This window comes from Variovorax sp. VaC1 (genome assembly GCF_043658315.1).
Lineage (GTDB): Bacteria > Pseudomonadota > Gammaproteobacteria > Burkholderiales > Burkholderiaceae_C > Variovorax.
The window spans coordinates 1,007,892-1,021,071 of the sequence record NZ_JBIGLT010000001.1 but is presented as its reverse complement, the minus strand read 5'-3'; the positions used below and the strand labels follow the sequence as shown (position 1 = coordinate 1,021,071).

Annotated in this window: 11 protein-coding genes; 8 read left to right on the top strand and 3 right to left on the bottom strand. The window is 67.7% G+C overall.

Annotated elements, in window-relative coordinates; all coding sequences use genetic code 11:
* Positions 1 to 121: 121 nt before the first annotated feature.
* The 7 genes from ACGLHS_RS04850 (at position 122) to argE (ending at position 9,134) form a co-directional block, all read left to right on the top strand.
* Positions 122 to 625, top strand: coding sequence for a (2Fe-2S)-binding protein (locus ACGLHS_RS04850; RefSeq protein WP_093237459.1), 504 nt, complete (start codon positions 122 to 124; stop codon positions 623 to 625).
* Positions 622 to 2,871, top strand: a complete 2,250-nt coding sequence (locus ACGLHS_RS04845) for a molybdopterin cofactor-binding domain-containing protein (RefSeq protein ID WP_394477369.1) — start codon at positions 622 to 624, stop codon at positions 2,869 to 2,871. The genes ACGLHS_RS04850 and ACGLHS_RS04845 overlap by 4 nt, the downstream gene beginning before the upstream one ends.
* Positions 2,868 to 4,175 carry a c-type cytochrome gene (locus tag ACGLHS_RS04840; protein WP_394477367.1) on the top strand — a complete coding sequence of 436 codons (1,308 nt, stop codon included), beginning with the start codon at positions 2,868 to 2,870 and terminating at the stop codon, positions 4,173 to 4,175. The genes ACGLHS_RS04845 and ACGLHS_RS04840 overlap by 4 nt, the downstream gene beginning before the upstream one ends.
* Positions 4,176 to 4,346: 171 nt before the next feature.
* Entirely contained in the window at positions 4,347 to 6,224 is a 1,878-nt protein-coding gene (locus ACGLHS_RS04835; RefSeq protein ID WP_394477364.1) for a DUF2957 domain-containing protein, read from the top strand.
* 100 nt (positions 6,225 to 6,324) lie between these two features.
* Entirely contained in the window at positions 6,325 to 7,044 is a 720-nt protein-coding gene (locus ACGLHS_RS04830) for an alanyl-tRNA editing protein (RefSeq protein ID WP_394477362.1), read from the top strand.
* A 7-nt stretch (positions 7,045 to 7,051) separates the two neighbouring features.
* Entirely contained in the window at positions 7,052 to 7,993 is a 942-nt protein-coding gene (locus ACGLHS_RS04825) for a DMT family transporter (protein WP_394477360.1), read from the top strand.
* Between the two features lie 19 nt (positions 7,994 to 8,012).
* Positions 8,013 to 9,134 carry an acetylornithine deacetylase gene (gene argE, locus ACGLHS_RS04820; protein WP_394477358.1) on the top strand — a complete coding sequence of 374 codons (1,122 nt, stop codon included), beginning with the start codon at positions 8,013 to 8,015 and terminating at the stop codon, positions 9,132 to 9,134.
* 5 nt (positions 9,135 to 9,139) lie between these two features.
* On the opposite strand, the gene ACGLHS_RS04815 is transcribed toward argE, so the two are convergent.
* Positions 9,140 to 9,667, bottom strand: a complete 528-nt coding sequence (locus tag ACGLHS_RS04815) for a cupin domain-containing protein (RefSeq protein WP_394477356.1) — start codon at positions 9,665 to 9,667, stop codon at positions 9,140 to 9,142.
* Entirely contained in the window at positions 9,664 to 10,407 is a 744-nt protein-coding gene (locus ACGLHS_RS04810) for an NAD-dependent epimerase/dehydratase family protein (RefSeq protein ID WP_394477354.1), read from the bottom strand. Before ACGLHS_RS04810 ends, ACGLHS_RS04815 begins: the two co-directional genes overlap by 4 nt.
* Positions 10,408 to 10,502: 95 nt before the next feature.
* Between ACGLHS_RS04810 and ACGLHS_RS04805 the strand changes: the two genes are divergently transcribed.
* The gene (locus ACGLHS_RS04805; RefSeq protein WP_394477352.1) at positions 10,503 to 11,939 is read left to right on the top strand and encodes a PLP-dependent aminotransferase family protein; all 1,437 of its coding nucleotides are present in this window, start codon (positions 10,503 to 10,505) and stop codon (positions 11,937 to 11,939) included.
* A gap of 4 nt (positions 11,940 to 11,943) precedes the next feature.
* Here the strand turns inward: ACGLHS_RS04805 and ACGLHS_RS04800 are convergent, their stop codons facing one another.
* Complete coding sequence (locus ACGLHS_RS04800) at positions 11,944 to 13,053, bottom strand: ATP-dependent DNA ligase (RefSeq protein WP_394477350.1); 1,110 nt, start codon at positions 13,051 to 13,053, stop codon at positions 11,944 to 11,946.
* Between the last annotated feature and the right edge of the window lie 127 nt (positions 13,054 to 13,180).

Genomic DNA, 13,180 nt, shown 5'->3' with positions numbered 1-13,180 from the left:
CACCAAAGAGAAGCTGCCGCCGCTGCGCGTGGCACGCAGCCCACGCTTGCCAAGCGCGTTTTGCAAAGTAGCGTTATGGTTCGTCGGCGCCCACGATGAACCTCAAAAAAAGGCAGGATCCATGATCGATCTCAACATCAACGGCAAGTCCGTTGCCGTCAACGCGCCAGAGGACATGCCCCTGCTCTGGGCACTGCGCGACATCGTCGGTCTGACCGGCACCAAGTTCGGTTGCGGCATCGCGCAATGCGGCGCCTGCACCGTGCACCTCGACGGCCAGCCCGTGCGCTCGTGCGTGCTGCCGGTCGGCGCCATAGGTAAAAAGGCCGTCACCACCATCGAAGCCATCTCGCAGACGCCCGCGGGCAAGAGCATCCAGAAAGCCTGGCTCGACGTCGACGTGGTGCAGTGCGGCTACTGCCAGTCCGGGCAGATCATGTCCGCCGCCGCGCTGATCCAGCGCACACCCAACCCCAGCGACGCCGACATCGACCTGGCCATGTCGGGCAACGTCTGTCGATGCTGTACCTACTCGCGCATCCGCGCGGCCATCAAGCAGGCGGCAACCGGCAAGGCCGAAGTGCTGCAGTCGGTGGTCGCGATGCCGGCCAGGAGCGCATCGTGAAGCCGGCCGCAGGCATCAGCCGGCGCGCCGCGCTGCAGGCCGGAGGCCTGGCACTGGCCTTTACCTGGGTCGGCGCCAGCAAGGCCTTCGCCGCCATCAGCCCCCGGCAGCAGCCGGGCGACGCGGCCGCCGCGCTCGCGGATGGCAACCCCGCGTTCGCACCGAATGCTTTCGTTCGCATCGACGCCGATGGCAGCGTGCGCCTCGTGATGCCGATGGTCGAGATGGGCCAGGCGATCTACACCGGTTCGGCGATGCTGCTGGCCGAGGAACTGGACGTCGAACTCGACCAGGTGCGGGTGGAACATTCGCCGCCGAACGAGGCGCTCTATGGCATGCCGTTGCTGGGTGGCCAGATCACCGGTGGCTCGACCAGCACGCGCGGCACCTACGGCGTGCTTCGCGAGGCGGGTGCGGTGGCGCGCACGCTGTTGGTGAGTGCTGCGGCCGCGCAATGGAAGGTCGAGCCCGAGAGCTGCACGGTGGCGCGCGGCGTGGTGAGCCATGCCGCATCCAACCGGCAGTTGGGCTTCGGCGCGCTCGCGAGCGCGGCAGCCAAGCTGCCGATGCCGGCCAAGGTGGCGCTGAAGGAGCCGAAAGATTTCAAGCTGATCGGCCAGCCGCTGCGGCGCGTCGATTCGGCCGGCAAGGTCGATGGCACGACGCAGTTCGGCATCGACGTGCGCCTGCCGGGCATGAGGGTGGCGACGGTCAGGGCCTGCCCCACGCTCGGCGGCGTGCTGGCCTCGGTGGACGACAAGGCGGCGCGGGCGATTCCCGGCGTGGTCGACGTGATCCGCATCAAGGACGCGGTCGCGGTGGTGGGCGAGCATTTCTGGGCCGCCAAGCGCGGCCTCGATGCATTGACGATCCAGTGGACGCCAGGGCAGAACGCCACGCTGACCACGCAGCAGTTGCGTTCGGCACTGACCAATGCGCTGGCAAAGGACAAGGCCATCGTCGGCAAGGAAACCGGCAAGCGGCCCGAGGGCACCTTGGTGCAGGCCACCTACGACCTGCCGATGCTGGCCCACGCGACGATGGAGCCGCTGAACACCACCGTGCACGTGCGGCCCGACCAGTGCGAGATATGGGTCGGCACGCAGGTGCCGGCACGCTGCGTCGACGTGGCGGCCAAGATCACCGGCCTTGCCGCCGACAAGGTCGTGCTGCACAACCAGTACCTGGGCGGCGGCTTCGGCCGGCGGCTGGAGACCGATTCGGTCGAGCAGGCCGTGGCCTTCGCCAAGCAGGTGCCCTACCCGCTCAAGGTGGTGTGGACGCGCGAGGAAGACATCCGCCACGACATCGTGCGCCCCATGTACCACGACGACATCTCGGCCGTGGTCGACGGCGATGGGCAGATCCTCTGGTTTGGCGACCGCATCTCGGGCGGCACCGTGCTGGGCCGCTGGGCCCCCGCCTTCATGGGCAAGGACGGCATGGACGGCGACCTGATCGAATGCGTGGCCGAGCCCTGCTACGACCTGCCAAACCTCAAGGTCGAATGGGTGCGGCACGACATGCCGCCGGGCCTGAACGTCGGCTGGTGGCGCGGCGTGGGTCCGACGCACAACCTCTTCGTCATGGAAAGCTTCATCGACGAACTGGCGCAGCGCGCGAAGAAAGACCCCGTGGACTACCGGCGGGCCCTGCTCAAGAAGAACCCGCGCACGCTGGCCGTGCTCGACCTTGCTGCCGAAAAGATGGGCTGGGGCAAAGGCACATTGCCGGCGCGCGTGGGACGCGGCGTGGCCGTGGGCGACCCCTTCGGCAGCCGCGTGTGCGCCATGATCGAAGTCGAGGTCTCGCCGCAGGGCGAGGTGCGCATGCGGCGCGCGGTGGTCACGCTCGACTGCGGCATCGCCGTGAACGCAAGCTCCATCGAGGCACAGCTCCAGGGCGGCCTGCTGTTCGGCCTGAGCGCCGCGCTCTTCAGCGAGATCACCCTGCGCGATGGCGCCATCGAGCAGAGCAACTTCCATGACTACCGGATGCTGCGCATCAACGAGGCGCCATCGGTCGAGGTCCACACCATCAAGAGCGGCGAGGCCCCTGGCGGCCTCGGTGAAGTCGGCACAGCCATCGCCGCGCCGGCGCTCGCGAACGCGATCTTCGCCGCCACCGGCGTGCGGCTGCGCGCCTTGCCGGTGAACCGCGCGCTGCTTGCGCAAGACAAGGAAGCGCTGAAGAAAAAGATCGCCGATGCCGCGCATGCAACGCCCGGCGAAAGGAGCGCAGCATGAAGCGACTCTTCAAGGTGCTGGTGGTGCTGTTCGTCGTGGGTGCGGCGCTGTACTTCTTTCTGAACCGCACCGACAAATCCGAAGGCGAAGCGCCCGCGCTGGCCGGCGCCGCGCCCGATGCGGCGCAGCTCGTGCGCGGCGAGTACCTCACCAAGGCCGCCGACTGCATCGCCTGCCACACCGTGCCCGGCGGCAAGGGGCAGCCCTTTGCGGGCGGCCTGCCCTTCGTGCTGCCGTTCGGCACGATCTACTCGTCGAACATCACGGCGGACCCCGAGACGGGCATCGGCAAATGGAGCGACGACCAGTTCGTGCGCGCGCTGCACGACGGCGTGCGCGCCGACGGCAAGCGCCTCTACCCGGCGTTTCCGTACACCTCGTACACGGCACTGAGCCGCAACGACGTGCTGGCCATCAAGGCCTACATCTTCAGCCTGCCCAAGGTGAACCAGCCGAACAAGGAGGCCGAGCTGGGCTTTCCGTTCAACCAGCGCTGGGCCATGGGCTTCTGGAACGCGGCCTTCTTCAAGAGCAGCCGCTTCGAGGCCGACCCGTCGAAGCCGCCGGCGTGGAACCAGGGCAAGTACCTCGCCACCGCGCTCGGCCACTGCGCCGAATGCCACACGCCGCGCAACATGGCCTTCGCCATGGAAACCGGCAACAACCTCGCGGGCGAATCGATCCAGGGCTGGCGCGCCTACAACATCACCTCGGACGCAAAGAACGGCATCGGCGCCTGGAGCGATGCCGAGATTGCCGCCTACCTCACGACCGGCCACGCCGACGGCCGCGGCACGGCCTCGGGCCCGATGGGCGAGGCAGTCGAGCACAGCCTGCAGTACCTGAAGCCGGAGGACGCATCAGCACTCGTGAGCTACCTGCGCACGGTGCCGGCAAAGCCCGGAAAGCAACCGATCGAGATCGACGCCAAAGCGCCCTGGGCCTTGGCCGCGAGCGCGGCGGCACCCGCGGCCAACACGGCCGAGGGTCACGAGCAGGGACTGAGGCTCTTTGCCGCGGCGTGCGCGAGCTGCCACCAGTGGAACGGGCAAGGCCAGCAGAGCAACTATGCGTCGCTGCTCGGAACGCGCGGCGTGAACGACCCGGACGGCTCCAACGTCACGCAGATGATCCTGCAGGGTGTGCGGATGCGCGTGCACGACAACGAGGTCTACATGCCCGCCTTCGGCAAGGCCTACACGGACACCGAAGTGGCTGCGCTTGCCAACTACGTCATTGCGCAGTTCGGCAACAAGCAAGGGACGGTGACGCCGGAGTTTGTGGCCAAGCAGCGGACGCGGTAGGAGGCTTTGGCGAGTGCGCTGGCGGTGCGGCTTGGGCAACACATCCAGCGGCTCTACCCGCCGCATTCCGAAGGTTTCAATTCCTTCGAAAGAATTGCCGCCTAGGACTTTAGTCCAATGCGCGCGGCTGCGAATGCCCCTACCATCGCGCGCCGTTGGAGGGGTTTTTTCATGTCGTCAGCTTATTTCGCCGCAGGCCATGACCTGGCGGCAAGAATCCGGTTGCTCGCTCGTCGCGTGGCAACCGCAACACTGCTTTCCGCCCTGGCCGCATGTGGCGGCGGTGGTGGTGGATCGCCGGGCTTCTTTTCGATGGTGGCGCAGCCCCCGGCGGAACAGCCCCCGGTGCCACCGCAACCGGCCCCGTCCTATACGGTAGGAGGTTCTGTCAGCGGCCTCGCCGGCACCCTCGTGCTGCAGAACAATGGAGGCGACGACCTTGCTGTTTCGTCGGACGGCAGCATTCGCTTTGCCACGCGCCTGGCCGACGGCGACTCCTATCTGGTCACGGTGAAATCCGCCCCCACGAGCCCGAAGCAGAGCTGTACCGTCACCAATGCCAGTGGCACGGTGAACGGCGCAGCCATCGACAACGTGAGCGTGGTGTGTTCGAACGTCCGCGAAAGCATCTGCCCCCAGGTGCTCGATGCTGCAACCACCTACACCGGTGGAGCCGCGAGCGGTGAATACGTGACGCTGAAGTTCGATCCACAGGTCAGGAAGTACGAGATGACTTTTGTCGAGTCATCGGTCCCCATCTCCGCGGGCCAGGTCAACGACACGCGCGCCGGCGTCACGATCACAGGTGACTACGAATACGCTGCGGGCACGACACCCGCCTTGCCGTCGGCATGCGCGCTCGCACTGAAGAACGGCAAGACCGCCAACGGCACCTACAACGTGACGATCAATCCGCAAGCGCCACCGACGCTCTTCGTCAGCGACGGGCTGGTCGTTGGCGGCATTCCGGGCGCGACGATTCAGTACAACGGACTGGAACTTGCACCCGGATTCGTCATCGGCACCGTCCCCTCGAGGACCTTCGACTCGTATCCTTTCATCGGTTTCAGCCAGACCGTCACCGACTTTACGCAGGTGGCAGGGGCCTACAACGAGCTTGGCTTTCGCTTGACCCCGGAAGGCACGCCATGCCAGAGTGCAGACGGCTCGACCGCGATCGGCTGGGAGCCCATCGCGATTCAGGCCAGCCTGATATTCAACCCCGACGGCAGCTGCACCGCCGACACGTCGCAATACTCATGTGCATCGACCGGCACGCCATGGACGCGACGTAGCAATCCTGGCGGTATCCCGGACAACGTGTTCGTCAGTGGCGCGCCCTCCGCCTCCGGGCTGTCTTATCCGGCAGTCGGGGTCGGTGTGCTTCAATTCGCCCTCCGGACAAGTCCGGCTCACGGCATCATGATCGTTGGCAAGGTCCGCAACCAGTTGATCCCTGTGATCATTCGTGTTGGATATACGCACACGGACCCGGGCAATCTTCTGAGCAGCACGTTCGACAGCCAGGTGGGCATCTCTCTGCTCGCACCCGCGACAAAGGTAGCGCAGACCGCGTTGGCAGGCGGCTATATCGGCACAAACAGCGCGTCCGTGTGCGGCGTAGTCACATCACCCGGTCAGAGCTCTTCTCCGACGATCATCAACGGACAGATCATCTATCCGTCCGCCGGCGCGTGCCTGGATGCCAGCGCGTCGCGCGACGCGGGCGTAAATTCCGGCGCGATGCTGTTCACCCCTGGATCAGCTGCACTGTTGAATCCGTTGACATCAGCTGTATCGACCGGCCTCGCAATGGACTTCACCCAGCCTCGACCCGGCCTTGTCGATGTCGTCGCGAACAAGGACTTTCTTTCGGGCAGTACGCCGATCTTCAAGGCGGGCGATACGGGCGTCATGGTGAAGATCGGACCCGTGTATGGCTTGCTGATGAACGGCGTGAACAAGCAGTTCACCACCTACAACCCTGCGAACAACATCAGCAAGGTGAATCCGTTCTTTTCGATTGGCACCTTCGTCGAGCAACCGTAGGGCTCGATGCCGCCTTTGAAGCAGTCTTCACCTCCCATCAATTCTGACCAATAGCCCCGCGCGTCATCCTGCCAAGCTGCCCCCATCAGCAAGGCACCCCATGACACGACTTTTCTGCCACGACCACCCCGACACCCTGCAGCTCGACGCCACCGTTCTCAAGACACGGCCCGGCGCCGTTCTTCTTTCACAGCACCCGTTCTACCCCGGTGGCGGCGGGCAGCTTCCCGACCGGGGCATCGTGCGGTGGCAAGGCGGCGAAGCGTCGGTCACCGGGTTCAGCGAGGAAGGCGGCGCCCTCTGGCTCCTGCTGCCCGATGGGGTCGAAGTCGCGGGCGAGGTGCGGGCGGAGGCCGATCCGCTGTTTCGCCAATGCATGCGGGAGCTTCACACCGACCTGCATGTGTTGAACGCCCTCGTCTTCAGGGACTTCGACGGCGCGCTGGTCACCGGCGTGCAGATGAACGCGGACGGCACGGCCCGCATCGACTTCGATCTGCCCGATGCGGACAACGACCGCCTGCGCGCGCTCGAGCCCGAACTGAACGACGTGATCGCGCAAGACCTGCCGGTGCTGACGCACCATGTCCCGCTCACCGCGGCGCATGCCGAAAAAGGCCTGCTTCGCTCGCGCTCCGTGACGCCGCCGCCGTCGCCCGAAGGCCTGGTTCGCGTCGTCGAGATCGCGGGCCTCGACCGGCAGGCCTGCGGCGGAACGCACCTGGCCTCGACGGGTGCTTCGCGGCCTTTGAAGATTCTCAAGATCGAGAACAAGGGCCGCTTCAACCGGCGCGTGCGCATCGGGCTGCAAGGCGCATAGGCCGGCCATGCGCAAGCCGCTGCTCCACGCCCTCTGGGCGAACCCTGTCTGGCTGTTGTGGGTGCCGCCCGCGTTCTGGGCCGGCAACCTCGTGCTGGGGCGCGCCCTCGGGCCGGTGTTTCCGCCGGTGTCGCTCGCGGTGGGGCGCTGGGTGGTCGCGCTCGTTGCGCTCGCGCCCTTCGTGTGGCTGCAGGCCTGGCAAGAGCGGGCGTTGATCGCGCGGCACTGGCGGCTGATCGCGGCCTGTGGCGCCTTCGGCATCGCCGGCTACAACGCGTTGGGCTACCTGGCGCTGCAAACGGTCCCGGCCGCGAGCGTGGCGTTTCTCAACTCGACGCTGCCGCTGATGGTGCCGCTGGCCGCGCTGGTGCTCGGGGTCGAGCGCATCACCTGGAAGGCGCTGGCCGGCATTGCGATCTCGTTCGCCGGCGTGAGCTGGATCGTGGCGCGCGGCGACCTGGCCAGCCTGCTGGCGCTGCGGCTGGGCGGCGGCGAACTGCTCGTGCTGCTGGCGGTCTTCAACTACGCGGTGTACTCGGTGCTGCTGCGGCGCAAGCCGGCGGCGATGAGCCCGCTCGTGTTCCTGGCCGCGACCATGGCGGCGGGGTTGTTGGTGCTGATGCCGTTCTGGGTGTTCGAGCTGGCACGCGGCGCGCGCATTCCTACGGACCTGGCCTCGGTCGGGGCTGTGGTCTACATCGGCCTCTTCGCCTCGCTGTTCGCGTTCATCCTCTGGAACCGGTGCGTCGCGGCGCTGGGGGCCACGGTGACAGGGGTGTCGTTCCATCTCGTGGCGCTGTTCACCGCGCTGCTGGCGTTTCTCGTGCTGCACGAGCCGGTGCGGGGCTTTCACGTCGTGGGCATCGCGCTGATCCTGCTCGGCTTCCTGGTCACGACGCTGCGTGTCGGCGAGCGGGCCCTGCCCGCCCCCGGGCCGTCCCGCCCCTGATCGCGACGGGCGCCCGGGCATGGACACGGTCGAGCTCCTGCGAACGCTGGTCGCCTTCGACACCACCTCGCACCGGTCGAACCTCGACCTGATCCACTGGGTCGCCGACTACCTGCAATCGCACGGCATCGATGCCCGGCTGGTGCACAGCGACGATGGCACCAAGGCCAACCTGCTCGCCACCATCGGCCCGCCAGTACCGGGCGGCATCGTGCTGTCGGGCCATACCGACGTGGTGCCGGTCGACGGCCAGGACTGGCACACCGATCCCTTCGCGCTGACCGGGCACAACGGCCGCTTCCATGGCCGAGGAAGCGCCGACATGAAAGGCTTCATCGCCGCCTGCCTTTGCGCCGTGCCTGCCTGGTGCGGGCTGGTGCTGAAGCGGCCCATTCACCTCGCGCTGTCTTACGACGAAGAGATCGGGTGCCTCGGCGTTCCGCGCCTCATCGCCGACATGCGCGCGCACATTCCAATGCCCGCGCTGGCCATCATCGGAGAGCCCACGCAGATGCGCATCGGGCTGGCCCATCGCGGCTTCTACGGCCACAGGACCACCTTTCGAGGCCGGCCCGCGCACTCCGGCGATCCGGCGCTGGGCATCAGCGCGATCGAGCCCGCGGCCTTGCTGATTGCACGGCTGGGCGACCTCGGGCGCACGCTCGCGACACGCGGCCAGCACACCACGTTCAACGTGGGCCGCGTCGATGGCGGGACGGCCATCAACATCGTCCCCGGATGCTGCGAAGTGCTGTGGGAGTTCCGCCCCACCAACGAAGCCGGCACACGGCGCGTGAGGCGCGAGATCGAACGGATGCTGGCGGCGGTGCCGCCCGACGTGACGATCGAGACGGCCCAGCTCGCCGGCGTGCCGGCACTCGCTGCGAGCGACGACGAACTGGCCGCGAACATCGCCCGCACGCTGGGCGCGCTCTGGCCGCCGGGCGAGCTTCCCTTCGGTACCGAGGCAGGCTTCTTCCAGCAGGCCGGCATTCCCGCGCTGGTCTGCGGGCCGGGTTCGATTGCACAGGCGCATCAGCCCGACGAGTGGATCGCCGCCAGCGAACTCGACGCTGTAGACCGGTTCCTGCGCGGCGTCGGCACGTGGGCGAGCGGGCCGGGCACCGCAGCGGCGGCGTGAGCGCCTCAGGGCGGCAGCACCAGCGGACCGCAGTTCTCGTCGGTCACAAACACCGACACCAGCTTCGCGGGCCGAACCGGGTCGGGATTCTCCGCAAACAGATGCAGCGTGCCCGGTGGCTCGAAAAACGTCTGGCCTGTCTTGTAGTCCCCCACGAGGCCGCCGGCCAGTTGTGAGCGGACCGTGCCTTCGAGCATGAGAACGGTCACCGAGCCCGGATGCCGATGGGCTGGCGAATAGGCCAGCGGCGGAAAGTCGACGATGGCCGTGGTCACCGACTTGCCCGGTACATGCGGCAACGACTCGCACGACAGCACCTTGACCGAGGTCGATGGCCGCGCTGCCACCCCCGAGCCGGCGGGTGCTGGTGCCGACGCGAACATCGGCCGGCTCACCGCGCTGCACACGTCGTCGATCCATTGCACCGCCGATTGCTTGCCAGCGTGTGGCGCCAGCGCCCAGCCGGCGGCGGCCACGGCCAGCGCAGCGAACACGGCGCCCGCATGTCGGCGCGAAAGCGATGGCGCGTTCATCGCACGATTCCTTGCGGCACGCGCCAGGCGGCGTTCCATTCCAGCTCGCGCTTCGCCTTCTCGCTGCTGACCTCGGCGTTGTCTTCCGCGATATTGAAGATACCTGCCGCAGCGTGACGCAATGCCAGCACGGCGGCCCATGCCGCGGCCTCCACATGCACCGGACTCCCGCCCCGGGGTTCGGCCGATGACGTCCCCGGCCCATAGAGTTGCCCATAGCGCAGCACCGTGCCGGCCATGCCCGCTGCCTCCAGCACGCTGCGCTCCAGTGAGATCACCGCATCGGCGCTGATGCGGCGAGGGCTTTCCGGGTCCTGGTCGAGCGGCATGTCTTCGGTGAAGGGCTTGGCCCCCGGTGCGTAGACCCACGCGATGCTCTGCGCCACCAGCCGCTGCGCGCCCGCACCCTGCGCGGCGGCCACGAGGTTGCGGGTGCCCTCGATGCGCAGGCGCGCATTGCGCACCACGGCCTCGGCCATCAGCTTCGGATCGAGGTTCTGCGGCAGGTCGGTGAGCTGGTGGACCACGCCCCACGGTGCGATGCGCTTCAGCGCGGCATCGAGCGCGGCCGCGTCGAACACATCGACCACGACCGGGTGCGCGCCCTTCGCTTCCAGCGCGCCGGCGCGGTCGATGCGCCGCGTGCCGCCGTACACGGTGTAGCCCGCTTCAACCAGCAGCGGCACCAGCACGGCACCCACGGCCCCGGTGGCACCGGCCACGAATACCTTCTTGTTCATTGCATGTCCTTCTTCCAGGCTGTTCATGGGGGCAAGCGTAGGCCGGCGATGCCCCATCAGAAAGATCCAAGATTGGAGAAAATGACTGGTCCATGATGAACAAGACGAAATCGACCGACAGCCTTCCGGCACTCGACCGTTCGAAACGCACGCCGCTGTCGCGGCAGGTCTACGAGCGCTTCAGGGCCGCCATCGAGCAAGGCACGCTGCGCCCCGGTGACCGCGTGGCGTCGGCGCGCAGCCTGGCCAGCGAGCTGGGCGTGGCGCGCGGGACCGTTGAAGCGGCCTACGGTCAACTCGCGGGCGAAGGCTATTTCTCGTCGCGTGGACAGGCGGGCACGGTGGTCTCGCCATCGCTGCCGCAGCATCGGCCCACGCGCCGCGAACCACGGCGAGCCGGCACCACAACAGCACCTACCGACACGCTCACGCCCGCAGCGGCACCGTTGCCCTTGCAGCTCGGCATTCCGGCGCTCGATGCGTTCCCGCGCAAGCTGTGGGCGCGCCTTGCCAACCGCCGCATCCGGGCGACCGGCGCGGCCGACATGTTCTACGGCGACCCCGCCGGCCACCCGCCGTTGCGCGAGGCCATCGCTGCGTACCTGCTGGTGTCGCGCGGCGTGGCCTGCCACCCTTCGCAGGTGTTCGTGACGGGCGGCTATCGCGCGTCGCTGTCGCTCGCGTCACGCACGCTGCTCAAGAAAGGCGACCGGGTCTGGACCGAAGAACCGGGCTTTCCACCGACACAGGACGTGCTGCACGCCGCGGGCCATCGCGCGGTGCGCGTGCCGGTGGACGACGAAGGCATGGTCGTGGCGCGCGGCCAGCGCAAGGCCGCGAAGGCCCGCATGGCGATCGTCACGCCTTCGCACCAGGCGCCGCTGGGCGTGTCGATGACGCTGGCACGCCGGCTGCAACTGCTGGCATGGGCCTCGCAGGCGAATGCGTGGATCGTCGAGGACGACTACGACGGCGAATACCGCTACGCAGGCCCGCCGCTGCCGGCGCTCAAGAGCCTCGACGGGCACGACCGCGTGCTGTATGCGGGCAGCTTCTCGAAGGTGCTGCACCCCGGCCTGTCGTTGGGCTACCTGGTGGTGCCGGAGTCGCTGCGCGCGCGCTTCCAGGAGACCGCGCAGACGTGGTCGAACGGATGCCCGCAGATCACGCAGGCGATCACGGCCGACTTCATGCGCGAGGGTCATTTCTCGCGCCACCTGAAGAAGATGCGGCTGCTCTATGCGCGCCGCAGGGCGATGCTGGTGGCCGCGTTGCAGAAGGCCTTCGGCGACGCGGTGCACATCGACCTGCAGAGCGGCGGCATGCACCTGATCGCGCGTTTCGACGGGCGCCCCGAGACCGATGCCGAACTGGCCCGCCGCGCGCAGGAAGAGGGGTTGCAATGCCAGCCGCTGTCGGAACGCAGCGGCGCCGGTGTTCGCAGCCAGGGCCTGTTGATGGGCTTCACCAACGTGGCCTCCGCCGCGCAGGCGCAGCAACTGGCGGCGACGCTGCGCGCGGCGCTGGGTTGATGGCTCAGGCCGGTTCGTCGTCCGGCTCGCCTGCCTCACTCACCATCGCACTCCGGTCCTTGATGCGCGTGACCTGCGACAGCACCGCGTCCGCCGGCGTCATGTCGGGCCGCTGCCCCTTGTAGACCGGCTGCTCGAACTTGCCACCCGCATAGCGGTAGAGATAGCGCACCTCGACCAGCGCGCCCACCGGCGGCAGCGCCTCGTTGGGCGGTACGGTCACGTTGCCCAGGTCGACCATCGCGCCCGCATCGTCGCGCAGCCCGACCGCCACCGAGCGCTGCGCATTGACGCGGATCACCTCGCAGGTCGCGCTCTGGTTGAACTTGAACTTCAGGCTGGCGGTGCTGCGCCCCGCGCTGAACGGCGCGTCGAGCGCCTTGAGCACATAGCCTTCGCCATGCGTGGCTTGCAGTTCGGCCGCGCGGCGGCGCTTGCCTTCGGCCGTGAGTTCGAGGTCGAGCACCACCATCCAGGGCACCAGCCCGGCGATCTGCTTCAACTGGCCGAAGCGCTCGATGAAAGGCGCGGCACGAAGGTCTTGCCCGCCAAGCTCCAGCAGGTCGAAGGCCTTGAAGACATCGCCCACGTGCTCGCCCGGAATCACGGTGCGGCCCGCCGGCACACCGGCACCGCCGACCCAGGCCTGCGGAATGTCGACGAACAGCCCGCGCCGGTTGGTACCGCGCACGGTCTCGCCTTCGATCAGCAGGATGCGGTTTTCGCCATCGGCCTTTTCCTGCAGGCCCCAGCCCGCATCGTCGAAGTAGCGCGCGGCCTGTTCTTCGGGAATCAGCGTCGGCAGTTGCGGCAACTCGCCGCTCATGCGGCCGGCCAGGTCGGTCGCGGTGTAGAGGGCGCCCGACTGGTCGGGTGTGTAGCCTTTCGTTGTCTTTTCCTTCACGACCTTCTGGTAGATCTTCAGCGCGGCCTCGAAGGCGACCGGGCTGCTGGTCTTGGTGCCCGTGGCGAGCGTGCCGCCGCGCCGGCCGTTGCCGTAGTCGACCACCCAGCCCTCGTCCTTGGGGCGCAGATGGACCTGATAGACCTTGTCCGAGCCCTGGCCCGTGAAGTAGAGAAAGCTCGATTGGGGGAGATGTTCCGTGGTCGCCATGGGGGTGCCTGCCTGTGCGGTTTTGCCTGCAGGCCGCGATGCTACACATGCCCGCACGACGCACACGCCCGCTAAGATGCGCGGCAACAAACAGGCACAGGCAAGCATCCAACCGAAGGCAGGGAGG

Excerpts from the sequence above, each read along its gene's own strand:
- ACGLHS_RS04800 (WP_394477350.1), bottom strand. The coding sequence starts at position 13,053 with ATGGCGACCACGGAACATCTCCCCCAATCGAGCTTTCTCTACTTCACG.
- ACGLHS_RS04825 (WP_394477360.1), top strand. The coding sequence starts at position 7,052 with ATGCGCAAGCCGCTGCTCCACGCCCTCTGGGCGAACCCTGTCTGGCTG.
- ACGLHS_RS04815 (WP_394477356.1), bottom strand. The coding sequence starts at position 9,667 with ATGAACGCGCCATCGCTTTCGCGCCGACATGCGGGCGCCGTGTTCGCT.
- ACGLHS_RS04830 (WP_394477362.1), top strand. The coding sequence starts at position 6,325 with ATGACACGACTTTTCTGCCACGACCACCCCGACACCCTGCAGCTCGAC.
- ACGLHS_RS04805 (WP_394477352.1), top strand. The coding sequence starts at position 10,503 with ATGAACAAGACGAAATCGACCGACAGCCTTCCGGCACTCGACCGTTCG.
- argE (WP_394477358.1), top strand. The coding sequence starts at position 8,013 with ATGGACACGGTCGAGCTCCTGCGAACGCTGGTCGCCTTCGACACCACC.
- ACGLHS_RS04840 (WP_394477367.1), top strand. The coding sequence starts at position 2,868 with ATGAAGCGACTCTTCAAGGTGCTGGTGGTGCTGTTCGTCGTGGGTGCG.
- ACGLHS_RS04810 (WP_394477354.1), bottom strand. The coding sequence starts at position 10,407 with ATGAACAAGAAGGTATTCGTGGCCGGTGCCACCGGGGCCGTGGGTGCC.
- ACGLHS_RS04835 (WP_394477364.1), top strand. The coding sequence starts at position 4,347 with ATGTCGTCAGCTTATTTCGCCGCAGGCCATGACCTGGCGGCAAGAATC.
- ACGLHS_RS04850 (WP_093237459.1), top strand. The coding sequence starts at position 122 with ATGATCGATCTCAACATCAACGGCAAGTCCGTTGCCGTCAACGCGCCA.